Below are 23018 nucleotides of genomic sequence, written 5' to 3' on the forward strand. Positions count from 1 at the left end.
GCATTACATATATGTCGCAATATATTATTAAATGATCGCTACAAACAACAAGAATAAAAACTCCACATTACTCTTTAACTACTCTCTTTAAAATCCAATTATGAAAAACAGAATTCTCTACCTGATTATGCTGACGTTCTTGTCAGCCGGGCTGGCTCAGGCGCAGCAGCGGGTCGTTACGGGGATTATCAACGATGCTAATGATAACTCTCCCCTGCCGGGTGCTTCGGTCGCGGTAAAAGGTACTTCCACCGGCACACTTTCAGAAGCCGACGGATCTTTCAGCCTCAATGTGGCCGACGACGCGTCGGTACTGGTGGTTTCATTTATCGGTTACCTGGCGCAGGATGTGGCAATCGGAAACAGCAACCGCATCACGATTGCATTGAAACCCGACACCAAGATCCTGAACGAAGTCGTAGTGACGGCCCTCGGCATTTCGCGTGAAAAACGGGCTCTGGGTTATGCAGTCCAGGAAATTAAAGGCGAGGCGCTGCAAACGCGGCCAACCAATGCATTGAGCGCATTGTCGGGACGCGTGGCCGGCTTGCAGGTAACGTCTTCCGGCGGTAACATGGGCGGCTCGTCGCGCGTGCTTCTGCGCGGGATCAACTCCATTTCCGGTAATAACCAGCCGCTTTATGTGATCGACGGTACGCCGATCGACAATGCGGACCTGAACAGCGCGGCCACAAGCGCAGGCAGCGGTGGTAAGGACGTAGGTAACATGATCCAGGATTTGAACCCCGACGATATCGAGAATGTATCGGTACTAAAAGGACCTTCCGCAGCGGCACTTTATGGTACACGTGCTGCCAATGGCGTTATTTTGATCACTACCAAAAAAGGCAAGGAAAACAGCAAGGTAAATATCACGCTGAATACAGGCATTGAGTTTGAAAATATCGTGCGCCTGCCTAAACGTCAGAAACTGTACGGCGGTGGCTTTAATCCGACATTCCAGAAAGCAACGATCAATGGAGCCGAGTACAACATCGCGGAATATGCCGTGGATGAAAGCTGGGGACCAAAACTGGACGGAACGCCCGTTTTGCATTGGTATAACCTTGATCCGGAAAATACAGCGGAGTACTTGAAACCAGAACCCTGGCTTTATCCCAAAAACGACGTGCATTCATTCTTTGAAACAGGCGTATCGAACACAAACAGTCTGGCTGTGAGCGGTGGAAATGCAAATTCTACTTACCGCCTTTCTTATACCAACAAGAATGTAAAAGGTACCGTACCGAATTCTTCTCTGAAACGGAATTCGATCAACTTTTCAGGCTCGTCACAGCTGGGTAAATTGAAAGTTTACAACAACTTCAACTACATCAAAAACCAGTCTACCGGCAGGCCCTGGACAGGTGCTACCAACAGGAATATCATTCTGGAAGCATTTCAATGGGGACAGGTGCAGGTAGATTACGACAAGCTGAAAAATTACAAACGCGCTGATGGTACCCAGATCCTGTGGAACCGCAGCGGCTACCAGAACACACCGGCAGGCGAAGCTGCCAAGTTCATCGATAACCCTTACTGGTCGGCTTACGAAAGTTACCTGGAAGAAAACCGCGACCGTTTTTATGGAAACGTAGGTATGGTTTACGATGTTAACGACTGGCTTAAAGTGAGCGGAAAAGTGAATGCAGACGTGTACCAATACCAGTACCAGGACCGTATTGCCGTTTATTCCAGAACACAGTCGCAGTACCAGGAGTACAACAACAATTTCAGCGAATTCAATTATGAGCTTTTAGCTTCGGCCAATAAAAGCTGGGGAGATATCTCCCTGAATGTGAATGCGGGAGGTAACATCATGAGCCAGCGCCGCCGTATCAGTGACGCCGTTACACAAGGCGGCTTGATCATTCCTGAATATTACAATTTGAAAAATGCGAGCTCGGTTCTGGTCAATTCCAATGCATACCGCAAGCAGATTAACTCGGTGTTCGCCAGCTTCTCAGCAGGTTGGAAAAGCTTGCTGTTCGTGGACGGAACATTGCGTAACGACTGGTCTTCCACTTTGCCGGTCAACCGGAATTCATTCGCATATCCTTCTCTCACAACGAGCTTGATCCTGACGGAGTTGAATGGTGTGAAAGATGTAAACTGGCTGGATTTTGCAAAAGTTCGCCTGGGCTGGGCGCAGGTAGGTAATGATACCGATCCTTACCAGCTGCAGCGCGCTTACGAAGCAACACAGTCTTTCGACGGACTGGCTTCTTACCGTTTGCCGAACCAGCTGAACAACCAAAACCTGAAACCGGAGATCACAAGCTCCTGGGAGGCTGGTATCAATTTGCAGGCATTCAAAAACAGGGTTGGTCTGGATGTAACTTATTACGACAATGTGAGCCGCAACCAGATTATCAATATCCCGGTATCTTCTGCATTCGGGTACGATTCGAAGGTGATCAATGCGGGTAAGATCAACAACAAAGGTATCGAGGTGACTTTAACAGGCACACCGATCCGTGCGAGTGGCTTTGAATGGAATTCCAGCCTGAACTGGTCGCGCAACCGCAACAAAGTAATCCAGCTGGCTCCGGGTGTAAATACATTCCAGCTTGCGAATAGCCTGGTTACATTGGTTGCTCGTGAAGGTCAGCCTTACGGTCAGATTCTGGGTAACGATTTCATCTACGCCGCCGACGGACAAAAGGTGATCAAAGCCGATGGTACTTACGAACGCGGACAGCAACTGACGCCGCTGGGTAGTGTTTTACCAAAATATCTGTTTGGTTTCCAAAACAATTTCACTTACAAAAACTTTAACCTCGGCTTCCTTGTAGACGGTCGCGTGGGCGGGAAATTCTTCTCGCAAACTTATAAGGTGGGAATGTATGCAGGGGTATTGGAAAAAACGGCTGCTAATAATGTTCGTGAAACAGGCGTGGTGCTCGAAGGTGTGAAAGGTACCGTTACTTACAATGCAGACGGAACTTACTCAGTGACCAATACTTCACCCAACGACACCCGCATTACCGCACAAGCCTGGGCGCGCGGCGAATACAGCGGACCAACCCCACAGACCATTTTCGACGCGACATTCGTGAAGCTGCGTGAGGTAACCTTCGGGTACAGCCTGCCGCTGGCTAATAAAACGGTGAAGTCGATCTACTTCGGATTGTACGGACGTAACCTGGCGAACATTCACACAGCCAGCAAATACATCGATCCTGAATTCACCAGCAGCGGTGGTAACATTCAGGGTTTGGAAGGCGGAAATATTCCGGTGCCGGCAACTTATGGTTTGAATGTCAACGTGAAATTTTAAACCGCCCATTAACAAGTTAATATTTGAAGATCATGCAAAAGCTCATATATAGTAAAAGCATCCTTTCCCTGACGCTCGGCGCCGCATTGCTCGCTTCATGCAGCGACAGCCGTTTTGAGGAAATCAACCAGGACCCAAACCGTCCGACCAACGCGACAACCACGACGATCCTGCTGAATGCAGAAAAGCAGGTGATCGATAACATTCGCAATGAAAACAGCTCGTTGCGCGGCTCACAGCTTTTTGCCCAGTATTACAGCCAGAATATTTACAGCGACCAGTCCCGCTACGATATTCCCCGCTCCTACTCGGACACTTACTGGAGCAATGCGTACAAGGCGCTCAATAACCTGAACGAGATCATCATTCTCAACAGCAACCCTGCAACGAGAGATGTGGCTGCGGCAGGTACAGCCGGTACAAACGCCAATCAGATCGCGATCGCGCGTATTTTGAAGGCTTACACATTTCAGAACCTGACGGATGTTTACGGGAATATTCCGTATCAGTCTTATGGAAACAATGATCCTGAGTTCCAGGCATTGCAGCAAAGTCCCGAAAACCTGAGTCCGGCTTACGCGAGCCAGCAGAAGATCTACCTTGATATTCTGAATGAGCTCAAAGCAGCCGGCGACACGCTGAACAAGTACAAGACTGCGACTACATTCGGCAATTACGATGTGATTTATAAAGGTAAAAACGAGCTCTGGGCCAAGTTTGCCAACTCACTGCGCCTGCGCGTGGCAACCCGCATCCGCAAAGCTGCGCCAGCGGAGTCGAACACGCATTTTGAAGATGCACTGGCAAAAGGTGTATTTACATCCAATGCAGATAATGCCGTTTTCAGATACCAGGCGCTCGCGCCAAACGAAGCGCCATTGTTCCGCGCTACGGTCACTGCCAACCGCAAAGATTTCGCAGTTTCCCACGTGCTGATTGATGTTTTGAAAGGACAAAGAGGCACCGTAAAAGTCCAGGACCCACGTCTGCCAATTTACGCGACAAAGAATGCAGCGGGCGAATATGTTGGTCAGCCTTACGGACTACCGGTAGCCGCAGCCGGCTTATTGACTGCAACTGATGTAAGCTTACCAGGCACTGTTGTGAATGCAGCCAACTACGGCGAGGTTTTGCAGGAATATGCGGAAGTTGCCTTTCTGATTTCTGAATACAAAAACTGGGATCAGCAAGAATATATCAAAGGCGTTACTGCTTCTTTACAAAAATGGGGCGTATCGGCGGCTGATATTACAACCTATGTAACCGCATTGCCGAAAGCAGACAAGGCAAATGTTTTGAACCAGAAATGGCTTGCATTGTACACCCAGGGCGACGAAGCCTGGGCCGAAGTGCGCCGGACAGGCTACCCGACCTTCCTGGTGAGGCCCGGAGAAGTGGTGTGGAGCAGAACGGTTAGCGGACAAACAACAAACTATAAGTTTGAACCACTATTCGGCACGGGCGTTCCCGAGCGCCTCTACTACCCGCCGAAAGAGCAGAGTGTAAACCTGGCCAATTACCAGAACGCGGTAAAAGCGCAGGGAAATGACGATATCACAACGCCGCTTTGGTGGAATAAATAGTCTGAGATTCAACACAAAACAGCGTGGCGCCGGAAGGTACCACGCTGTTTTTGTTTATCGGCTATGTCAGCGAGAAGAAGAAGTAATCGCTACGCCATGGTAAAATAACTTTCCAGGGATTTTGCTGTTTGAAGAAGGCCGGCTGTACTGTCAGGTTTAACGAGGTACGCAGAGGCACCCACTGAATGCGATTCCTTGATCAGCTCCTCGCTGGAAGACGTGGAGATCACCACCACAGGCACTTCGGAGAAAAGCGCACCGGAACGCAGCTCTTTGATAGTTTCGATCCCGCTCATCAGCGGCATGTTCATATCCATCAGCACAAGGCATTGCTGATCCTCCATTCCGTGGGTGGAAACGTGCGTCAGGAATTCCAGGCCATTCTTAAACTCCCGGAAAGACACATTTTCAAAAACAGTCTGAATAGCGTCGGTCAGGAAGAAACGGTCATCTTCGTCATCATCAACCAGGTAAATGATTTTTTGCGGCATAATTAGAGGGGTATAAGTGAATCTTAGTTAAGTCTGAACGGTGTCATTTTTCCAAAGCCAATGTAACCAAATTGACTGAAATGCCAAGTTATAATTCTAAATGAATGCCGCTGTTTGTTTTCATCAAACCTGAAAGAAGTTAATTTGGGTAAGTTTCATATTTTGAAACAATATTTCAAAATATGAAAAGACTTATGATCTTTGCATAATCACAAAACACACACTACATGGTAATTCTTTCCAAGAGGATTATAAATGCTTTTTCAGAAAAAGAACCACGCGCGACCGACGCACTGCTGCACTGGTACAAACGCTGCAAAGCCGCCGACTGGTCAAAGTTTTCTGAAATGAAGCAGACTTTCAACACCGTTGATTTTGTTGGAAATGACAGATATGTTTCAACATCGAGGGCAACGATTACAGATTAATCGCGAAGATCCATTTTGATGTTCGCACAGTGTACATACTTTTTATCGGCACGCACGCGGAATATGACAGGATTGATGCATCAAAAGTAATTTACAGAAACTAGATTATGGAAAACGAGGAAATCAACTATAAAACGACCAAAGAATACGAATCAGCAATGGCGGAGATCCTAACGCTCATGAATAGGGGCGAAGGTAATCTTTCCAAAACTGAACAGGAGAAGCTTCGGAAAATGGCGATCGCCGCAGAAGCGTTTGAGGATACACATTATCCTCTCCCTAAACCCAAAACCATCCCCGAAATGGTCGAGCTAAGGCGGTTTCAGCTGAAACTTACACAGGCTGCACTGGCTGATATGCTGGGGCTTGGGAAACCTAAATTGTCGCAAATTCTCAACGGGAAGCGTGAGCCCGATGTGCGTTTCCTGAAAGCCGTGTACCAGAAGCTGGGTATCGATCCCGGATTTTTGCTTGACAATGCGTGACAATCTTCTGGTTTGTGACGAGGCATAGTATTTGAGCAAGCCCGGCAAAACAACTATTTGCATGATCGTCAATTACACCGAAAAAGGCTGGGAACTGATTGCACAACGCGCTCACGGGCTGCTCGCCGGAAAGTTTTGCTTTCATCTGAAAGCGGAATTCAGAACGAAATTCTGGATGGAAACCATTGCTGCTACCCTCGGGCACGACGATGCATTCAATGAGCTCGAAGAAGACGATATACTGCTCAACGAACAGGGCGGGCCGGTCAACTATAAGATGCGCGACTTTGAAAGACCAAAACTTGATAAGCTCCTGAATATGGCGCTGACCAAAAGCCGCTATATCGCCCTGCTGACTTCAAGGCACATTCAATTTTTATACGACCAGTCAGACGATCCCGCAGTCAAAAAATACTGCGAAGGCTTGAAGAAACAGGATCAGGAATGGCGCAAACAGCTGGAACTTTCGGAATCGGACATCGAAGAGGCTTATATGCTGCTGCAATGGTGTGATGCTTTGTCGCTCCTTATTTGCCAGAAAATGGTACAGCCGGAAAACCGGAAAATCGAGATAGGTATCGGGCCGGGCGGAATCAGCTACGACCTGTTATCACCTGCTGAAAATGTGCTTACAGTCACACCCTGGCCATTCGACTTGCCGCATTTTGAAGTTTGCTTTGATAAAAGAATTCTGACAGATATGTCATTTAAAAGTGAAGCGATATTCAGGAAGAAGCTGTTGGAGCAACAACCCGAACTGGCAGTTTACCAATTTACCGAACCTGGTGCCGCTAATGCGCAGAAGTAACTATCTTTCTAAACGCCTTCAATTAAAAATGGCGGCGGTCAATTTACCGTCGCCATTTTTTGGTTTACAACTGATGCAATTTCATTTGACTGCAACGGGCACCTCTGTGTTTTCCCAGCGCAAAACAAATCCCGTTCCGGTTACCTCGTAAGCCAGTTGCTCGGTCATGGAAGCGCTCTTCTTTGACTTGGCTTTCACCGTTAGCACATCCTTACTGGCATCTTTCGAAGTCTCTCCGCCCCTTTTAACACCCCACTGACCTGTTTGGGAATTAAATACAAATGACCATTCAGACTCCCCCGGAATGGCGTAGAGGCTGTATTTTCCTGCCGGCAGCTTTTGTCCTTCCACCATGATATCCTGATCAGTTTCAAAAATCGTCGCTTCGTTCGCGCCGGCACGCCAAACCTTATCGAAAGGTACCAGCTCGCCAAAAACCTTCCTGCCTTTTGCCGACGGCGCAGAGTAATTGATCGTGATCGTAGCACCACCCGCCTTACCGGTAGCTGTTTGAGCCGGACTCGGCTTGGGCTTGTCTCCCTGAGCCCACGTAACCGTCGTTGCCAGCAGCGCAAAAGCCAGCGCTAAAAACCCTTTTGTAATCACCATTTTTTCCATGTCGGTTGAGTTGTTAAACAATAGGTTAAAACTCCCCTAATATCGTCATTTCGGCTGATAATGAAAGAGCATGGAGTTACCGGTTGTTCATTATCTCCGTTCATTTATTCATTACTCTCCTGCACGAGCAAATTTGACGATATCTTGTTGACAAAGCCGTAATCTGTAAGACAATACATTCACGGAGACGGCATACACCTAAATAGTTAACACTAAATGTAAATTAAAAATTATCTTTGTATTGGAGATTTGTTTCAAGGATCGCAAGCTTGAAAAGATCGTCAACGATGATCGGAAGCTATTTAAGGAGTTTGGGCGCACTCGGGCATTAAAGATAAGAGCACGTCTTTCTCAGCTACTTTTTGCAGAGACACTCGATGATGTCAGGCACATGCCGGGCAATTATCATGAATTATCTGGCAACAGGAAAGGACAATGGGCGTGCGATCTTGATCAACCTTTCAGATTAATATTTACACCACAAGAAAAGCCGGTTCCGATAAATGCGTACGGACAATATATCTGGGCGGAAGTCACAGGGATAGAAGTTATTGAAATTGTTGATTACCATTAAATTAGCATCAAAATGAAAAATCGGTACACCCCTAAGTCAATCCCGCACCCCGGTGAAACACTGAGGGAGAAACTGGATGAACTTGAAATGGGACCGAAGGAATTCGCAGTTCGTACTGGCAAGCCAGAAAAGACGATTACTGCTGTGCTAAATGGAGAGAGTTCCATTACCCCCGACATGGCGGTTAAGTTCGAGATCGTAACACGCATTCCCGCTCACTTTTGGATGAACCATCAGAGCGGTTTTGATGAACATATTGCTCGCGAAAAACAAAAAAAGGTCATTCAGGAAGCTGTTCCCTGGGCGCAATCTTTCCCAATCACGGAAATGTGCCAAATGGGATGGTTACCGGATAGCAAAACGGAGTTTGACATAGCAGCCGCCTTGCTGACGTTCTTTGGCTTCGCCGAACATCATGCGTGGGAAGATTACTATTTCAAACAACAACTTAAAGTTGCATTTCGCATCTCGCTTGCAAATACAGCCGAACCTTTTGCGCTATCTGCCTGGCTCAGACGTGGTGAATTGCAGGCAGCAGAGTTGCAAGCCGGCAGCTATTCGGAGAAAAGTTTTAAGGGAGTTTTGCCAGTTCTCAGAGAGTTGATGTTTAACCAACCCTCCGGCTTCTTTGAGAAACTGCAAGGTATTTGTCTAAGTGCAGGCGTTAAAGTGGTACATACGCCACCACTGTCCAACTCCGCCATAGTCGGATCAACCAGGTGGATACTCGAGACGCCCCTGATACAGCTTTCAATTGCGGGCATTTCTGATCCTGGATTCTGGTTTACATTCTTTCATGAAGCAGGCCACATTCTACTACATCGGAAAAAAGATATTTTTCTCGAAAAAGTCCCATACGCAGAAATGGATGAGAAAAAAGAAAGAGAAGCTGATGAATTTGCAAAGAAGTGGGTTACGCAGTAATTGGCGGAAATTACATGGCACAAATTTTTACTCCATATTTTCCGAAACCAACGATATGTACTTGAAAAATGGCTGTAATCGGCGAGCTGATCAAGAAAGCAATTGATTTTACGGGCAAGATCCTCAGTGATCCCGAACCTGTCCAGGCCCAGAAAGAAGCACTGGGAAAGCTGCTCGAAACAGCAAAACTCACTGCATTTGGCAAAAAATACCAGTTCGCCGACATCCTCGCCGCTGACGATCTAGTCAAGGCATTTCAGGAGAAAGTTCCGGTACACGATTACGACAAAATGTTTGCAGAGTGGTGGCATTACCTGCTCGAAGGACATCAGAATGTAACCTGGCCAGGCGGACAAAACTATTTCGCGCTAAGCAGTGGTACCACCAGCAACAGTAAATACATCCCTGTCACCGACGATATGCTCGCCTGCATCCGAAAAGCAGGTGTTTCAGAAATCACAAACCTCGGCGTATTCGACCTCCCGGCCGACTTCTTCACCAAGCAGATCCTGATGCTGGGCAGCAGTACCAGCCTGATCCAGAAAGATGATCACCAGGAAGGCGAAATCAGCGGGATCAGCGCCAGTAACCTGCCCGCCTGGTTTGGCGGATTCTACAAGCCCGGCCAGGAAATCGCCTCCATTACCGACTTCGATGAGCGTGTGAGACGGATTGCGGAGGAAGCGCCCAAGTGGGATATCGGCTGCATTTCGGGCATTCCCTCCTGGGTTGAACTGATGCTTAAAGAGATTATCCGATACAACAACCTTGAAACAATTCACGATATCTGGCCAAACCTAATGGTATATACCACGGGCGGCGTTGCGTTCGAACCTTACCGTAAAAGTCTGGAAAGATTGCTTGCCCGGCCGCTTGTTTACATTGACACTTACCTCGCCTCAGAAGGTTTTATCGCCATTCAAAAGCGGCCTGATACAACTTCAATGGCGCTCTTTCCCGACAATGGGATCTTCTATGAATTTGTACCATTCAACGCAGATAATGTGGATGAAGACGGATTGGTAAAACCCGGCGGGACTGTACTTTCCCTGGCTGACACAGAGGAGAACGTTGAATATGTACTGCTGATTTCGACCGTTTCCGGTGCCTGGCGCTACATGATCGGTGATACCGTCATGATCACGGACAAAGCGCGCGCTGAGATTAAAATTACGGGCCGAACGAAGCATTACCTCAATGTGGTCGGCGAGCAGCTTTCTGTCAACCAGATGAATGACGGGCTGCGCGTGATTGAAAGTGAATACGACGTGGTGATCAAGGAGTTTATCATTTCGGCTATTCACCGTGGCGACGAGTATATCAATAAATGGTACCTCAGCTGCGACAAGTCCATTGACAAAGTCAAAGTGGCCGAGTCACTGGATGCAACTTTGCGAGAAAACAATAAGAACTACAATGTAGCCCGCACCCGCGCATTGAAGGGTGTTGAAGTGGAGCTGATACCTGAGGAGGTTTTTTACGAATGGAGTGAAGAGACCAAGAAAAAAGGTGGTCAGGTGAAGATACCGCGTGTTTTGAAAGAAGAGGATTTCCTAGAATTTGCTGCATTCGCAGAGGCTAATTCATGAAGGCAGCGTCCTTTTAGCTTCCAGCTTTTTAACTTGTTCCACGATATCATCCGGCGAAAGATACAGGCGGGCTATTTTCCGCTTGTACTTTTCCGACAAAGAAGCATGGTCCAATATGAAGTGCTTGGTTTTGAGAATGTAATTTCCCAAACCGTGGTTAACCGCATAAGTATCCGCCACCCGCTCTGCTTCCTTTACATACTTTGAGGAAAGCAGATAACCCAGCCCGAAACGCATCATTCCTGTCAGGCTGCGGTTTTCATAATCCATTACATGTCCCAGCTCGTGCCCGATCCAGCCGACAATAATGTCAGACGGGATCTGGTGAATGGGGATAGCCGAATGCGTCAGCCGGAACATCGCGCTGATATTGATATTATATGCACGCTTTGTACTGAACATTGTACTGATTTTCGGCTGCGCCTGCATGACCGAACCTCTGATCTTCCGCTTAAAAATAAAGTTGATGTGCGTGTCTTTCAGTTCGGGATAATGCGACAATGCGCGCAGTACCTCTGTCTCGATTACCTTCGGGATGCATTTATTGTTACGGAACGATCCGGGGTTGGGAGGTAAGGAATTGTGATTGTCTGAAGTAAGCATAAAGTAAAAAAGTCATTTCTCCTGCTTCGGTCTCCAATAATTGTTCCAATATACACCTTAGTTTAAGGGTTCCATTCACAAACTTTTCCTGACCCGATGATCCAAAAAGCATTACTCCTGTCGATACTCTTTGTTGCAAATATCACCTCCGCCTTTACCCAAAACCGTGAGCCGGTTGTGAAACAAAACATGCCGCTCGATTCAATCCGCCTGAGCGACCCCTGTATCCTCGCCGACCCAAAAACAAAAACTTACTACATGACAGGCACCGGTGGGATGTTGTGGAAAAGTCCCGATTTGAAGAAATGGTCGGGGCCGTACAAGGTTGCCAACACTGATCCAGAATCCTGGATGGGCAAAAACCCGATGATCTGGGCAGCTGAACTGCATTACTATCAGGATAAATATTACTACTTCGCCACTTTTACAAACCGCGATGTGAAGATTGATACCGTAGGTGAAAACGTGATCGAGCGCCGCGCCTGCCACGTACTCGTCAGCGACAAAGCCGAGGGACCGTATATTCCTATGAAAGACCCCACCTACCTACCCGCCCAGATGCCCACTCTCGACGGTACTCTCTGGGTGGAAGACGGAAAACCCTATCTCGTTTATTGCTACGAGTGGCTGCAAAACCTGGACGGCACCATTGAGAAAATTGAATTGAAGCCCGACCTGAGCGGCACAACCGGCAACAGCAAGCTGCTTTTCAAAGCAAGTGAAAGCCCGTGGAGCCGGGAAAATGTGAAAGGTAAAGTTCTGCCCAATAAAGTAACTGACGGACCCTGGCTCTTCCGCTCGGGTACCGGCAAGCTGGGAATGATCTGGACAAGCTGGATTTACGATAAGTACACCCAAGGTGTAGCATATTCCCAATCCGGCAAGCTCGACGGCCCGTGGATTCAGGAAAAAGAGCCCATTACCCCGCCGAACTTTGGCCATGGAATGCTTTTCAAGACTTTTGGCGGCAAATGGCTGATGTCCGTACACAGCCACAAAAGCGTAAACGGCCGCACAATCAGATACCCACATTTGTTTGAAGTAGATTTTTCGGGTGACAAGCTTGTTATCGGCAAAATGTTTGTGCCTTGAAGTAACTTGTTGAAAGTTAATGAAAATGTCAATTATCTTTATAAACCAAAACTGCACGTATGGAACATAAAGCCAAATCTTTAAGACCATTTATAGGCGCAAAGGATTTTGATATTTCAAGAAGCTTTTACCGGGATCTTGGGTTTGAAGAACACGTAATCAGTTATAATATGTCCGTCTTCAAGCTCAATGAACTTGCCTTTTACTTGCAGGATTACTACGCCAAAGAGTGGATTGAGAATACCATGCTTTTCCTGGAAGTGGACGATGCCGACCGCTACCGGAAAGAACTGTTCGCCCTGGATTTACCAGGCAGATATGAAGGTGTAAAATTAACGCCTGTCCGCACTGAGACCTGGGGTAAAGAATGCTTTTTACACGATCCGTCGGGCGTTCTCTGGCATTTCGGTCAATTTTTCTGAAAACTTTTTGCTAAACACTTTCAACAAACCAGCCATGAAAAATTTTACTTCTCTACTGTGCTCTGTATTGCTTTTGAATGCAGTTGTAAGTTTTGGTCAAAAGCAACCTGATTTGTTCAGGCGGAATGTGGATGTTCATATTATGCCCATCGCACTCGCTTTTCCTGATCCTTCTATCCGGATTGGAAGTGAGTTTATGACCGGCGGCAGGTGGAGCTACGGACTAAGTGTAGGCGCTGGCGTGCGGGCGCTTACTTTGGGAAAAACGCTGTTCGGCAACAACAAACCACCCCAATACAGCATGGTGGAAATCCGGCCGGAGGTGAAGTTCTACTGGCTTAAAAGAGACTACATGGGCTGGTACCTGGCGGCAGAAGGCATTGTTTCTCATGTAAACAGGGAGCTGGGAAGAGATTCCCATTACGTATCCGATACCACCCAGATCTACTTCGAGCGATCGAATTTCAGTAAAACAAAATTCGGTCTTGCCGGCAAGATCGGCGCCAAATTCCTGATCCCGAAAAAGCTGACGATTGACCTTTACACCGGACTTGGCCTCGCCCGCACGAATGTCAGATATACCGAAATCGTAAATCCCAGAGAAGAATCGTACGATCCGTTTTTTGAAGGAGAGAATTTTTATCCCGGCAAGAAATTTACTCCGATCGTGTCCGTCGGGGTGAAATTCGGAATGCTCGTCTGGCAGGATTAGGCTGAATGATACGCAAACCCTGCGATCGGGTAGTTCATTTTCCAATTCAAAAGTTGCGTCAGTTCTGGCGCAACTTTTTTGCTGTAAGCGGATATGAGATTATTGTTAAAATACCTTCGTCCGCATTACCGCCTCATTTCTTTCGCTCTTCTGCTGGCCGGTATTGCCCAGCTGCTGACTCTGATAGATCCCGTTATTTTCGGGAAGATTATCGACGAATATGCGACGAACACGGCCGGACTGAGCGAGGACGAGCTGCTGCGCGGCGCCACCCGCTGGCTTTTGCTCGCGCTTGGGATAGCAGTACTGGCGCGTTTATGCAAAGCGGCACAGGATTACATTACCCGCAAGGCGGTGGCCCGTTTTGGCATGTACATTTTCAATGATGGACTCAAACAAACACTCCGCCTGTCCTTTCAGGAGTTTGAAGAAAGCCGGAGTGGCACTACCCTCTCCGTACTTCAAAAGGTAAAAACCGACGCCGAGCGGTTTATCAATGCATTCATCAATGTACTCTTTTCGTCTTTCGTGGGCGTGGGTTTTCTGGTTTGGTACAGTATCAACCGTAATTGGCTGCTCGTACCTGTGTTCTTCGTGGGCGTTTTGCTTTTAGGCTCGCTCACCGGACTGCTTTCCAAGCGCATCAAGGGCATTCAAAGATCCATCAACCGGCAAACGACCAAACAGGCGGGCGTAATTACAGAGAGTCTCCGCAATATAGAGCTTGTTAAAAGTCTGGGCTTAACCTTTGCCGAAATACGACGACTGAATGCATTAACGCTGGATATTTTCGAGCTGGAAATGCAGAAAGCGCGCAAGGTAAGCTTCCTCTCCTTCCTGCAAGGCAACATGCTCAACCTGCTCAAACAGTCGATCCTCTTCATTTTACTCTGGCTGATTTTCAGGAAAGTGCTCAGTACCGGCGAGCTGATTGCCATGCAATTTATATCAACTGCCATTTTCACGCCTTTGCAGGATCTCGGTAATATGATCATTCTGTACCGTGAAGCCGATGCTTCTTTGAAGAGTTTTGATCAGTTAATGCAAAAGCCCATTGAGAAAAGACCCGAGAACTCGGTTGAGCTTGGCAAATTGGAAAGTCTGCGTTTCAGTCACATTGTGTTCCGTCATCAAACTGCTGGTTACAATGCAATCGATGACATTTCGTTCGATGTTGCTTTGGGACAAACCATTGCCTTCGTGGGACCTTCGGGATCGGGTAAGTCTACATTGGTGAAGCTTTTGGTCGGCTTGTACACGCCGGTAAGCGGCGCTATTTACTTCAACGAAACCCCAGCAACACAGATTCGTTACAATCCATTGCGGCGGCAAATCGGTTTCGTAACGCAGGATACGGCGCTTTACGCAGGCACGATCCGCGATAACCTCCTTCTGGTAAAACCTGCCGCAACCGACGAGGAAGTTCAGGAGGCACTGCGAAAAGCCTCAGCGCTCGGACTTGTTGCCAAAGCTTCCAATGGGCTCGATACCATTCTAGGTGAAAACGGGATGAAACTTTCAGGCGGCGAAAAGCAGCGGATCTCCATTGCACGCGCATTGCTGCGAAATCCACAGCTGTTGATTTTCGACGAAGCTACCTCCGCACTCGACTCGCTCACCGAAGAAGAAATTACCGCCACAATCCGCGATATATCCACCAGCCGCCACCAAATGACCATCTTAATCGCCCACAGATTATCGACCGTCATGCATGCTGATGTGATTTATGTTTTAGAAAAAGGCAAAATCTCAGAGTCGGGCTCCCACGACGAGCTGCTCGAACACAAAGGACTCTATTACTCGATGTGGCGGCAGCAGGTTGGTGAACGCAGGTAGCTGAATGCACGCACGTTTGGCACAATCCTTGCTTATAACCCGGTCAACATTCTTTGAACAACATGGAACAAATGAAAATCGACCAGGATGCACTGGTACCTGTGGATTTCGAAAATGAGGCATTGACCCGTAACCTCAAAATCTTCCGCCCTGCTGTATTTACCGACGGGGATATGTACAAATGTCTGCTCGGGCCGGATCTGGAAACGGGTATTCTGGGCACAGGAGATTCAGCACGGGCTGCGATGCTGGACTGGGATGTAAAATTAAATGAGTTCATCAGTGCCCACGACCCCAACGATCCGCTTGCGCAGTATGTACTGGATATGCTTGCTACTACGTCTAATATGGTTTGGTAGCGTACAGGTTAGCATTTAAAATCAGACGCGGATCACAAGCACTGCGCCGTATTTTACTTCTATCTTAAAAAAATCGGCAAGCAATGTGCCCCGGTGGATCGTCAGCAGCATCCGGATTACACCTGCGTGCGTCACTATTGCCACGCGCTGCCAATTCATTTTAATTAACTCACTCCAAAATACATTGACCCGCAGCTGCAAGTCGAGCATACTTTCACCTCCGGGCACGCAGCAGTTCACAAAATCGTCCATCCATTGTTGAAGATCGTTTTGATCAACCGTATCCCAGGTTTTTCCTTCCCAGTCGCCGAAATCAAGCTCAGCCAGGCGCGGATCTGTGGTAAATGCAGGATCAATTTTTTCCGCCAAAAGCGTGCAGCGTGTCGCCGGACTGGAATATACCTGATCGAATTTTACCGGAAGCTGAGTTTTCAGGATGTCAAACTCTTTCTCAAAATCCCCGGTAAGAGGTACTTCGAGCCGCCCGTAGATCAAGCCTGGCGAGAGTGCCGGGGTAGTGTGCCGGATCAGATAAATTTCCATATTGCAATCAGGCAAAAGTAAAAACCCACTTCGCACACCTGCTGGACCGCACCCAGGCAATCCCCTGTATATCCCCCAATCCATTTCACAAAATACCGGCTCATCGCCCAGGTAACCACGCCTAGAAAGGGAATGGACAAGAGCGGAAGCGCAGAGCTGAACATCGTGCACAGCAAAAGCAAAGGCACAATCCCGAACATAGCAGCAATTGCCAATGTAACGGCTGTGACATTTTGCGCCACCGGCTTTGCTTTACTATCGTCGGTATCGCGTGCATAAGGCTGATTGTAAATGATCGATGCGGGCATCAACCGGCTGATCGCATGTGCCGCTATCATCAATCCAAAAACTTGTGAAACCTGATTGTCAAAACGATCAGCTAGCTCCTGTAACAAAGCAAATTTCAAGGCCAGGATACCAATCAGCCCCAAAGCACCGTAAGTACCCAATCGACTGTCTTTCATGATGACCAGGATCTTATCGCGCGTCCAGCCGCCGCCAAAGCCGTCGCAGGTATCCGCAAAGCCGTCTTCGTGCAGCGCACCTGTTGTGAGAATGGAGGCTATGATTGAAAATACGATGGCAATGGAAAAGCCGGTCAGCGGTGAAATAACCAGCCACACCGCAGCCGAAATGCCGCCCACGATCCAGCCAATCAGCGGCAGAAAGCGCGTAGCCGGACTCAGGTTCTCTGGCTTGAACACAACCCAGCCGGGAATCGGAATCCTGGTGTAAAATTGCAATGCAGCAAAAAAGAGGGCAGCCTGGTGTCTCATAAATCGGGCTTTCCGCTGACACCGGCACTTTCAAAACTCGCCATTTCGTTCAAAAAGGCAACTGCGCTTTGCAGGATGGGGTAAGCTACTGCGCAGCCTGTACCCTCGCCGAGCCGCATTCCCAAATGCAGGATCGGTTTCGCATTCAGTGTGTCCAGCAAGATCTTATGCCCCTTCTCGTCGGACTGGTGACAGAATACCGCATACTGCCGCACGCCGTGGTTCATTTTCAAAGCCGCCAGGTAAGCCGCCGAAGCGATGAACCCGTCGACCAGCACCAGCATCTGCCGGGCCGCAGCTTCCAGCATTGCGCCACACATCATCGCAATTTCAAACCCACCGAAAGTCTGCAAAACCTGTATCGGATCATTAGCGGTATCTCTGTGCGATTCAGCAGCTTTGGTCAGAAGCTGAGTTTTCCTTTCCACTCCCGCATTATCCAGGCCGGTACCTTTTCCCACGCAATCTTCCACAGGCAAGCCGAGCAGTTGGCTCATAATCATCGCCGCAGAAGAGGTGTTACCAATGCCCATTTCTCCAAAACCAATCACATTACAACCCGACTCGCTGATCGAGCCCACCAGCTTCGCACCTTCATCCAGGCAGCGCAAGCATTCGTCTGCCGTCATTGCAGCGCCTTCGAGGAAGTTTTTCGTACCAAAACCAATTTTGCGGTCAAGCAGCTTCTCGTGCGGCGAAAACTCATAATCTACCCCTGCATCCACTACCGTCAATCCGATCTGGTGCTGGCGGGTAAATGCATTGATCGCCGCACCGCCGTTCAGGAAGTTCAGTACCATTTGCGCGGTTACTTCTGTGGGATAGGCGCTCACGCCGTTTGCAGCGATCCCGTGGCTGGCTGCAAAAACAATGATATGCGGGGAAGTGAGTTGCGGACTAAGCGTATTTTGCACTGAAGCAATCTGATATGCCAGCTCTTCCAGTAAACCCAATGCACCTTGCGGCTTGGTTTTCGAATCAATTTTCTCCCGGATGCGGGCATCTAAATCCATAGGCATCTTTGGTGCTCTGCTATTTTGTTCCAATTATTATTTTAAGAAAAGGGGCAATCCCGAAACCATAAAAATGGCCTTTTCAGCCTTCGCAGCCACGTACTGATTGGCCCAGCCCTGCAAGTCGGTAAACTTCCTGCCCACCTCGGTATCGGCATGTAACCCCATTCCGATCTCGTTAGATATGATAATGAAGGTTCCGGACATAGCTGCGATCGCGTCTATCTCAATCCTGAAAGCATTTATAGCTTCTTCCATGTCCTGTTCATGTTCCATAAACAAGTTGGTGAGCCACAGGGTAACGCAATCGATCACTACGACGCGGTTGTGCAGCGGGAGCAAATGGATATCCTGCTCCTGTTCCATCAGGTCCCATTCCGGTCCGCGCTCGTGGCGGTGCAGCTGCACGCGCCGCGCAAAATCTTCATCCCAAATGCGTGCGGTCGCTACATAAACGGGATTTTTGCTGAGCTGCAATGCCATTTGCTGGGCATAGCTGCTTTTACCGCTTCTTGCCCCGCCGCTTACATAAATGATCATCTATTCTGCGCTTTTAAATCTTTTGTACAGAAAAAGCTGCCACTTCTCTTCGGCCACGCCCGCTTTGTCCATCTCGGCCCGGGCCAATGTGAAAAACAGGTCTGACAGCCGATTGATATAAGCAGGGATCGCCTCGTTCACTTCGTCGGTTTTGATCAGTGAAACGAGTCGCCGCTCTCCCCGGCGCATTTGGGTACGTGCTACGTGGCATAGCGCAGAAACTTCGTTGCCGCCCGGGAGCAGGAAGTAGTCCGAAGGCGAAGTCATGGCGGCTTCCAGTTCGTCGATCCATTGTTCGCAAAATGCGGCCCCGTCAACAGGCATCGGGTTTTTGTTTTCCTTCTTGGCATCCGAAGGCCGCGCCAGGTGCGACATCATGTCCATCAAATCCTTCTGGATCTTTTGCAGATTGCCCTGCCATTCATGCGTCTCGCCCAACTTCACGCGGAGCAGTCCGATCGTCGAATTGGCTTCATCGAGCGTGCCAATGCATTCCACGCGTACATCATCCTTAAATACCCGGCTCCCGCCGAATAATCCAGTAGTTCCTTTGTCTCCTTTTTTGGTGTAGATTTTCATATGTGAACTTCGGCCGTCGGCTGTCAGCTTTCGGCCTATTCTTGTCTAGTTATTTAAAAGTTATTTCTCTTGATGTCATTCGCAAAGCCGACTGCCGAAAGCCGACAGCCGAAGTCTTCAATCCACCCTTCTATAATACCCCAGCTCCCGTTCGGGCAGCAATTCCGGGTGGAGGATTTGGATGAGGTCGGCTAGTATTTCGTGGGGATTTACGGCGCCGGATTCCCAGTAATCATTGGCGCCTTGTTCGTTTATTTTTTTGTTATAATTAAATATTTGTCCTGACTTGAATGCTTTGAAATCAGCGTAGCGTGTGTCTTTGGCTAGGATCTGCTCCTTTTTTGTGATATTTCCGATACTGACATTCAGCCAGTAATCGGCTTGCAACGCAATGGGGTATACTGCCTCGAAACTGAGCGGCAGACTGCCCGTAGCTCTTGTTGCCGACCAATGGTAAGCAGCCCCCGCATCCCGCAAAAACTGACAAACGTAGCTGTTTCCATTCGGCACAAACCACGCATCCCGCGAGTTCATTCCTGTGACCACGCTCGGTTTGACAGCCGCATTCCGGCCCATTGCAGCGAGGCGGTTATACTCGTTTTCCACGACCGTGAACCTCGCGTTCACCTCGGCTTCCTTATTGAGCAATGCGCCCATCAGCTTCACCCATTCAGCCCGCCCGAGCGGCGTGGTTTCCACCCATTCCGAATTGATCAGGACTGGTATCCCCGCGGCTTGCAGCGCTGCATAGTGGTTCATCTTGGAAACCGGGCTACCTGTCGCCATGACCAGGTCCGGGTGCATGGTGATCAGCTTTTCTTCATTCAAGCCCTGGTCTTTGCCTACTTCCACAATCCTGCGCGCTTTGATCCGCTCAATCACCCGCGGCGACGATACATATTGTACATTACCGAGCCCTACAAGCACATCCTCCGCTTCAAGAAATCCTACCAATCCGATGTGCATCGACGACATCGCCACCAGGCTCCGCACCGGTATTTCAATCAACTGTGCTGTCGGGTAGCCTTTGGGCCGCTGCGCACCGCGCGGCACCAGCAGGTAGGTCATCGTATCGGCCGATTTCTCAAACGGGCTTGCAATCTGCACCACCTTGAATTTTTTGTGATAGCTGATCCTGAAACCTTTCGCATATTTCACCTGCACTTCGCCTGAAAAGTGCGCATTGCCGCCCCTGCGAATTTCATTTTTTTCGTAGAGGGAAGATGAGCTCCCGCAGCCGAACAGAAGCGGGACAAGCAAAAAGGCAATTCCTATATTTCGTTTAAAACTCATTGATTCAATGTTTTGAGCACAAATTCTACCCGCTCCTCCACCGTGCCAAATGGAAGAATAATCAGCTCATAACCCGCCTCCTGATACACCTGAAAAACAGCTTCATACAAAGCCGCTGAATCTTCAAACGTCTGCCAGCGTTCCTCATCATTCACATAAATCGCTTCCCAGGGCGGCGCGATCAAAACAGTTGACGCATACCTGCATTCGCGCACAGCTGCCGAAAGTGCGGGGCCAATTTCCAGGCCGCCCACTTTTAAATAAGCCACAATATCCGGGATACCTCTGTCGAAAAAAGTGGCTGCATTTGCATCGGCGGATTTGAAATCAGCCACCATTTTTTCCAGACAAAGTGCGGCGAATGCATTCAGATCAAGCCAGGGCAGGCACGTACTTTCCAATGCGACCTGCTCGCGGATCAGCCCGCGCGATACTTCCTGCATTACCCTGAAGCCTTGCTCCTGCAATGCATTCAGCAAGGTCGATTTGCCCGAACCTGGGCCGCCTGTTATGACAATTGATCGCATTATGTTGTTATTAAATACACGGAAAAGCACACCAGCAGTACCATCACAAAGCAAACGCGGTGATTGATCCGGCTTACAATTGCACTCTCACCTGGTGCAATTTCCCGCTCCATTTCACCGATGTAAGGTTTGTCGACGACCACCCCGTGGTACACGTTTGGCCCTCCGAAACGACAGCCGAGAATTCCCGCGAGCGCTGCCTCCGGGACGCCCGCATTTGGACTTTTGTGTTTGCTCCCGAAGCGGAACATGAAATCCAGTCCGCGCCAGCTTCCGGTGACAAGTACCATCAAAAGCGCAGTCAGCCTTGCAGGAATGAAATTAGCGACATCATCAAGCCGCGCGGCAAATTTGCCGAACTTTTCATAGCGTGCATTCCGGTACCCGATCATCGAGTCGAGCGTGTTCACCATTTTATAAGCCATCATACCCGGCACTCCTGCCACCAGATAAAAAAACAATGGCGCTACCACGCCGTCGCTCAGGTTCTCCGACATGGTTTCAAGCACACCAATGCGTATTTGCTGCGCCGAAAGTCGGGACGTATCCCTTCCCACAATCCGCGAAAGCTGGCTCCTTCCTGCGGCCAAACCCTCCGTTTCCAGTTTTTCGAAAACCGCCCTGCCCTCCCGGATCAGAGTTTTGTTAGCGAGCCCGTACCAGACCAGCACGCTGTTCAGCAGCAGGTAAAGCCAGGGTAAGGCGGCGGTGATTTTGTTTAAATACCAAAAAGAAACAAAGACCGAAACCACCAGGACAACAGCCATGAACATCCCTTTTGCAAACCTGTAACTCCCGTTGTTGAGCCGCTTTTCACCAAATGAAATCAGGTTACCAAACAGCTTTACAGGATGCGGCCAGTTTTCGGGATCGCCGAGCCACAGATCCAGCACATAACCCGCCAGCAATGGAACAATCAGTAATACAGCGTTTTCCATTCTTCCAATGCGTGAACAAGCAAGTTGTTTTTCTCCGGACTGAGTGTTGCTACCCGGAAATACTGACGTGTGAGGCCACGGAAATTACCCGCGTCGCGGACGAGAATACCGTGATTATCCAGCAAAAATTGTTTCAGGTGGCCCGCGCTTCTTACCAGCGTTTTGCAAAGAAAGAAATGCGTTGCGCTTTCTTCTGTTTCAATGCCGTCATTCCGTTTGAGCTGATCTAAAAAATCCTGTTTGTCGGAAAGCAGCTGTTCTATGGGTGGCGCGATTTTATGGTAATTATCAAAGATGAAATGACCGGCCGCCTGCGCCAGTGCATTCACTGTCCACGGTTGCTTAATCGCCCGCAATTGAGATACCAGCTCCTCCTGACCGGCGATATATCCCAGCCGCAAGCCCGGAATTCCGTAGGTTTTAGTCATAGACCGCATGATAACTACATTCCGGAAAGACTTTAAAAGTCCGAATGCACTTTCTACGTCTACGGTAAAATCTATGAATGCTTCGTCGATCACAAACAGACAGCCGGGGCTTCTTTTGATCCAGAACAGCAGGTGGGGGAAGACTTTGCCGGTCGGATTATTCGGGTTGCAGATAAATACCAGATCCGAGCGCAGCTGTGGCAGCTCCAAGCCCTCCGACCAGGGTAAGAACCGGAGCTCGTGACCAAAGATGTGGCAGGCATCTTCGTATTCCGAGAAAGCAGGCGTGAGAATGGTAGTTGTGCTCCCGGAAAACAGCTGTGCGATCAGGTAAATGCTTTCGGTAGTGCCGTTATTCACCAATATCTGTTCGCTTTGCAGCCCGTGATGCGAAGCGATCTTCTCTGAAAGCCGCTCTGCCGTTACCTCGGGGTACCTGTTAACTTCCTTCCATTTGTCCCATACAAACTCCTTCATGCCCGCAGGCTCGCCGCCGTACCACACATTGGTACTGAAATCGGCGACGATATCCTTCCCGAAAGTGTAGCCATCATCTCCGTGTCCGCTCAACATCGTT

General features: G+C 48.9%; 24 protein-coding genes and 1 pseudogene. 13 read left to right on the top strand and 12 right to left on the bottom strand.

Going from position 1 to position 23018, the window contains the following annotated elements; all coding sequences use genetic code 11:
- Positions 1-100: 100 nt before the first annotated feature.
- Complete coding sequence (locus Q369_RS0103605) at positions 101-3280, top strand: SusC/RagA family TonB-linked outer membrane protein (protein WP_031526426.1); 3180 nt, start codon at positions 101-103, stop codon at positions 3278-3280.
- Positions 3281-3312: 32 nt separating this feature from the next.
- Positions 3313-4863 (top strand): SusD/RagB family nutrient-binding outer membrane lipoprotein, encoded by a 1551-nt coding sequence (locus Q369_RS0103610; protein ID WP_031526428.1) that lies wholly within the window; start codon positions 3313-3315, stop codon positions 4861-4863.
- Positions 4864-4952: 89 nt separating this feature from the next.
- On the opposite strand, the gene Q369_RS0103615 is transcribed toward Q369_RS0103610, so the two are convergent.
- Positions 4953-5354: a response regulator gene (locus Q369_RS0103615; RefSeq protein WP_031526429.1), complete on the bottom strand. Its 402-nt coding sequence runs from the start codon at positions 5352-5354 to the stop codon at positions 4953-4955.
- 227 nt (positions 5355-5581) lie between these two features.
- On the opposite strand from Q369_RS0103615, the pseudogene Q369_RS27500 reads away from it, so the two are divergent.
- The 3 genes and pseudogenes from Q369_RS27500 to Q369_RS0103630 all read left to right on the top strand — a co-directional run bounded on the left by Q369_RS27500 (position 5582) and on the right by Q369_RS0103630 (position 7075).
- Positions 5582-5886 (top strand): annotated as a pseudogene (locus tag Q369_RS27500) (type II toxin-antitoxin system HigB family toxin).
- A gap of 3 nt (positions 5887-5889) precedes the next feature.
- Positions 5890-6267, top strand: coding sequence for a helix-turn-helix domain-containing protein (locus tag Q369_RS0103625; protein WP_031526430.1), 378 nt, complete (start codon positions 5890-5892; stop codon positions 6265-6267).
- A 61-nt stretch (positions 6268-6328) separates the two neighbouring features.
- Complete coding sequence (locus Q369_RS0103630; RefSeq protein ID WP_051663897.1) at positions 6329-7075, top strand: DUF3891 family protein; 747 nt, start codon at positions 6329-6331, stop codon at positions 7073-7075.
- An 81-nt stretch (positions 7076-7156) separates the two neighbouring features.
- Here Q369_RS0103630 and Q369_RS0103635 read toward each other — a convergent pair whose 3' ends face one another.
- Complete coding sequence (locus tag Q369_RS0103635; RefSeq protein ID WP_229206727.1) at positions 7157-7684, bottom strand: DUF2911 domain-containing protein; 528 nt, start codon at positions 7682-7684, stop codon at positions 7157-7159.
- Positions 7685-7934: 250 nt separating this feature from the next.
- Between Q369_RS0103635 and Q369_RS0103640 the strand changes: the two genes are divergently transcribed.
- The 3 genes from Q369_RS0103640 to Q369_RS0103650 all read left to right on the top strand — a co-directional run bounded on the left by Q369_RS0103640 (position 7935) and on the right by Q369_RS0103650 (position 10780).
- Positions 7935-8267, top strand: a complete 333-nt coding sequence (locus Q369_RS0103640; protein WP_031526434.1) for a type II toxin-antitoxin system RelE/ParE family toxin — start codon at positions 7935-7937, stop codon at positions 8265-8267.
- Positions 8268-8279: 12 nt separating this feature from the next.
- Positions 8280-9191: a HigA family addiction module antitoxin gene (locus tag Q369_RS0103645; RefSeq protein ID WP_051663898.1), complete on the top strand. Its 912-nt coding sequence runs from the start codon at positions 8280-8282 to the stop codon at positions 9189-9191.
- Positions 9192-9259: 68 nt separating this feature from the next.
- Entirely contained in the window at positions 9260-10780 is a 1521-nt protein-coding gene (locus tag Q369_RS0103650) for a GH3 family acyl-acid amido synthetase (protein WP_031526437.1), read from the top strand.
- Here the strand turns inward: Q369_RS0103650 and Q369_RS0103655 are convergent.
- Positions 10775-11383: a hypothetical protein gene (locus tag Q369_RS0103655; RefSeq protein WP_031526438.1), complete on the bottom strand. Its 609-nt coding sequence runs from the start codon at positions 11381-11383 to the stop codon at positions 10775-10777. The genes Q369_RS0103650 and Q369_RS0103655 overlap by 6 nt on opposite strands.
- A gap of 96 nt (positions 11384-11479) precedes the next feature.
- Between Q369_RS0103655 and Q369_RS0103660 the strand changes: the two genes are divergently transcribed.
- The 5 genes from Q369_RS0103660 to Q369_RS0103680 all read left to right on the top strand — a co-directional run bounded on the left by Q369_RS0103660 (position 11480) and on the right by Q369_RS0103680 (position 15804).
- Complete coding sequence (locus Q369_RS0103660) at positions 11480-12475, top strand: glycoside hydrolase family 43 protein (protein ID WP_031526439.1); 996 nt, start codon at positions 11480-11482, stop codon at positions 12473-12475.
- A gap of 59 nt (positions 12476-12534) precedes the next feature.
- Positions 12535-12897, top strand: coding sequence for a VOC family protein (locus Q369_RS0103665; protein WP_031526440.1), 363 nt, complete (start codon positions 12535-12537; stop codon positions 12895-12897).
- 34 nt (positions 12898-12931) lie between these two features.
- On the top strand, positions 12932-13609 hold the full coding sequence (locus Q369_RS0103670) for a DUF3575 domain-containing protein (RefSeq protein ID WP_031526441.1): 678 nt from the start codon (positions 12932-12934) through the stop codon (positions 13607-13609).
- 93 nt (positions 13610-13702) lie between these two features.
- Positions 13703-15445 carry an ABC transporter ATP-binding protein gene (locus Q369_RS0103675; RefSeq protein ID WP_031526442.1) on the top strand — a complete coding sequence of 581 codons (1743 nt, stop codon included), beginning with the start codon at positions 13703-13705 and terminating at the stop codon, positions 15443-15445.
- Positions 15446-15516: 71 nt separating this feature from the next.
- Complete coding sequence (locus tag Q369_RS0103680; RefSeq protein WP_157488024.1) at positions 15517-15804, top strand: hypothetical protein; 288 nt, start codon at positions 15517-15519, stop codon at positions 15802-15804.
- A gap of 21 nt (positions 15805-15825) precedes the next feature.
- On the opposite strand, the gene cobC is transcribed toward Q369_RS0103680, so the two are convergent.
- The 9 genes from cobC to Q369_RS0103725 form a co-directional block, all read right to left on the bottom strand.
- On the bottom strand, positions 15826-16347 hold the full coding sequence (gene cobC / locus Q369_RS0103685) for an alpha-ribazole phosphatase (RefSeq protein WP_031526445.1): 522 nt from the start codon (positions 16345-16347) through the stop codon (positions 15826-15828).
- Positions 16332-17123 (bottom strand): adenosylcobinamide-GDP ribazoletransferase, encoded by a 792-nt coding sequence (locus tag Q369_RS0103690; protein WP_031526446.1) that lies wholly within the window; start codon positions 17121-17123, stop codon positions 16332-16334. Before Q369_RS0103690 ends, cobC begins: the two co-directional genes overlap by 16 nt.
- Positions 17120-18136, bottom strand: coding sequence for a nicotinate-nucleotide--dimethylbenzimidazole phosphoribosyltransferase (gene cobT / locus Q369_RS0103695; RefSeq protein ID WP_031526447.1), 1017 nt, complete (start codon positions 18134-18136; stop codon positions 17120-17122). Before cobT ends, Q369_RS0103690 begins: the two co-directional genes overlap by 4 nt.
- A gap of 36 nt (positions 18137-18172) precedes the next feature.
- On the bottom strand, positions 18173-18676 hold the full coding sequence (locus Q369_RS0103700; RefSeq protein ID WP_031526448.1) for a bifunctional adenosylcobinamide kinase/adenosylcobinamide-phosphate guanylyltransferase: 504 nt from the start codon (positions 18674-18676) through the stop codon (positions 18173-18175).
- Complete coding sequence (locus tag Q369_RS0103705; RefSeq protein ID WP_031526450.1) at positions 18677-19255, bottom strand: cob(I)yrinic acid a,c-diamide adenosyltransferase; 579 nt, start codon at positions 19253-19255, stop codon at positions 18677-18679. It abuts the gene before it with no gap.
- Between the two features lie 117 nt (positions 19256-19372).
- Complete coding sequence (locus Q369_RS0103710) at positions 19373-20548, bottom strand: ABC transporter substrate-binding protein (protein ID WP_031526451.1); 1176 nt, start codon at positions 20546-20548, stop codon at positions 19373-19375.
- Positions 20545-21075 carry an AAA family ATPase gene (locus Q369_RS0103715; RefSeq protein WP_051663899.1) on the bottom strand — a complete coding sequence of 177 codons (531 nt, stop codon included), beginning with the start codon at positions 21073-21075 and terminating at the stop codon, positions 20545-20547. Before Q369_RS0103715 ends, Q369_RS0103710 begins: the two co-directional genes overlap by 4 nt.
- Positions 21075-22013 carry an adenosylcobinamide-phosphate synthase CbiB gene (cbiB, locus tag Q369_RS0103720; protein ID WP_031526454.1) on the bottom strand — a complete coding sequence of 313 codons (939 nt, stop codon included), beginning with the start codon at positions 22011-22013 and terminating at the stop codon, positions 21075-21077. The genes Q369_RS0103715 and cbiB overlap by 1 nt, the downstream gene beginning before the upstream one ends.
- Positions 21992-23014, bottom strand: coding sequence for a pyridoxal phosphate-dependent aminotransferase (locus Q369_RS0103725; RefSeq protein WP_031526455.1), 1023 nt, complete (start codon positions 23012-23014; stop codon positions 21992-21994). Before Q369_RS0103725 ends, cbiB begins: the two co-directional genes overlap by 22 nt.
- Between the last annotated feature and the right edge of the window lie 4 nt (positions 23015-23018).

Source organism: Dyadobacter crusticola DSM 16708 (assembly GCF_000701505.1).
Taxonomy (GTDB): domain Bacteria; phylum Bacteroidota; class Bacteroidia; order Cytophagales; family Spirosomataceae; genus Dyadobacter; species Dyadobacter crusticola.

Excerpts from the sequence above, each read along its gene's own strand:
- Q369_RS0103670 (WP_031526441.1), top strand. The coding sequence starts at position 12,932 with ATGAAAAATTTTACTTCTCTACTGTGCTCTGTATTGCTTTTGAATGCA.
- cbiB (WP_031526454.1), bottom strand. The coding sequence starts at position 22,013 with ATGGAAAACGCTGTATTACTGATTGTTCCATTGCTGGCGGGTTATGTG.
- Q369_RS0103630 (WP_051663897.1), top strand. The coding sequence starts at position 6,329 with ATGATCGTCAATTACACCGAAAAAGGCTGGGAACTGATTGCACAACGC.
- Q369_RS0103660 (WP_031526439.1), top strand. The coding sequence starts at position 11,480 with ATGATCCAAAAAGCATTACTCCTGTCGATACTCTTTGTTGCAAATATC.
- Q369_RS0103655 (WP_031526438.1), bottom strand. The coding sequence starts at position 11,383 with ATGCTTACTTCAGACAATCACAATTCCTTACCTCCCAACCCCGGATCG.
- Q369_RS0103710 (WP_031526451.1), bottom strand. The coding sequence starts at position 20,548 with ATGAGTTTTAAACGAAATATAGGAATTGCCTTTTTGCTTGTCCCGCTT.
- Q369_RS0103680 (WP_157488024.1), top strand. The coding sequence starts at position 15,517 with ATGAAAATCGACCAGGATGCACTGGTACCTGTGGATTTCGAAAATGAG.
- Q369_RS0103610 (WP_031526428.1), top strand. The coding sequence starts at position 3,313 with ATGCAAAAGCTCATATATAGTAAAAGCATCCTTTCCCTGACGCTCGGC.
- Q369_RS0103700 (WP_031526448.1), bottom strand. The coding sequence starts at position 18,676 with ATGATCATTTATGTAAGCGGCGGGGCAAGAAGCGGTAAAAGCAGCTAT.
- Q369_RS0103605 (WP_031526426.1), top strand. The coding sequence starts at position 101 with ATGAAAAACAGAATTCTCTACCTGATTATGCTGACGTTCTTGTCAGCC.
- Q369_RS0103690 (WP_031526446.1), bottom strand. The coding sequence starts at position 17,123 with ATGAGACACCAGGCTGCCCTCTTTTTTGCTGCATTGCAATTTTACACC.
- Q369_RS0103675 (WP_031526442.1), top strand. The coding sequence starts at position 13,703 with ATGAGATTATTGTTAAAATACCTTCGTCCGCATTACCGCCTCATTTCT.
- cobC (WP_031526445.1), bottom strand. The coding sequence starts at position 16,347 with ATGGAAATTTATCTGATCCGGCACACTACCCCGGCACTCTCGCCAGGC.
- Q369_RS0103725 (WP_031526455.1), bottom strand. The coding sequence starts at position 23,014 with ATGTTGAGCGGACACGGAGATGATGGCTACACTTTCGGGAAGGATATC.
- Q369_RS0103705 (WP_031526450.1), bottom strand. The coding sequence starts at position 19,255 with ATGAAAATCTACACCAAAAAAGGAGACAAAGGAACTACTGGATTATTC.
- Q369_RS0103625 (WP_031526430.1), top strand. The coding sequence starts at position 5,890 with ATGGAAAACGAGGAAATCAACTATAAAACGACCAAAGAATACGAATCA.
- Q369_RS0103645 (WP_051663898.1), top strand. The coding sequence starts at position 8,280 with ATGAAAAATCGGTACACCCCTAAGTCAATCCCGCACCCCGGTGAAACA.
- Q369_RS0103615 (WP_031526429.1), bottom strand. The coding sequence starts at position 5,354 with ATGCCGCAAAAAATCATTTACCTGGTTGATGATGACGAAGATGACCGT.
- Q369_RS0103665 (WP_031526440.1), top strand. The coding sequence starts at position 12,535 with ATGGAACATAAAGCCAAATCTTTAAGACCATTTATAGGCGCAAAGGAT.
- cobT (WP_031526447.1), bottom strand. The coding sequence starts at position 18,136 with ATGGATTTAGATGCCCGCATCCGGGAGAAAATTGATTCGAAAACCAAG.
- Q369_RS0103715 (WP_051663899.1), bottom strand. The coding sequence starts at position 21,075 with ATGCGATCAATTGTCATAACAGGCGGCCCAGGTTCGGGCAAATCGACC.
- Q369_RS0103650 (WP_031526437.1), top strand. The coding sequence starts at position 9,260 with ATGGCTGTAATCGGCGAGCTGATCAAGAAAGCAATTGATTTTACGGGC.
- Q369_RS0103635 (WP_229206727.1), bottom strand. The coding sequence starts at position 7,684 with ATGGTGATTACAAAAGGGTTTTTAGCGCTGGCTTTTGCGCTGCTGGCA.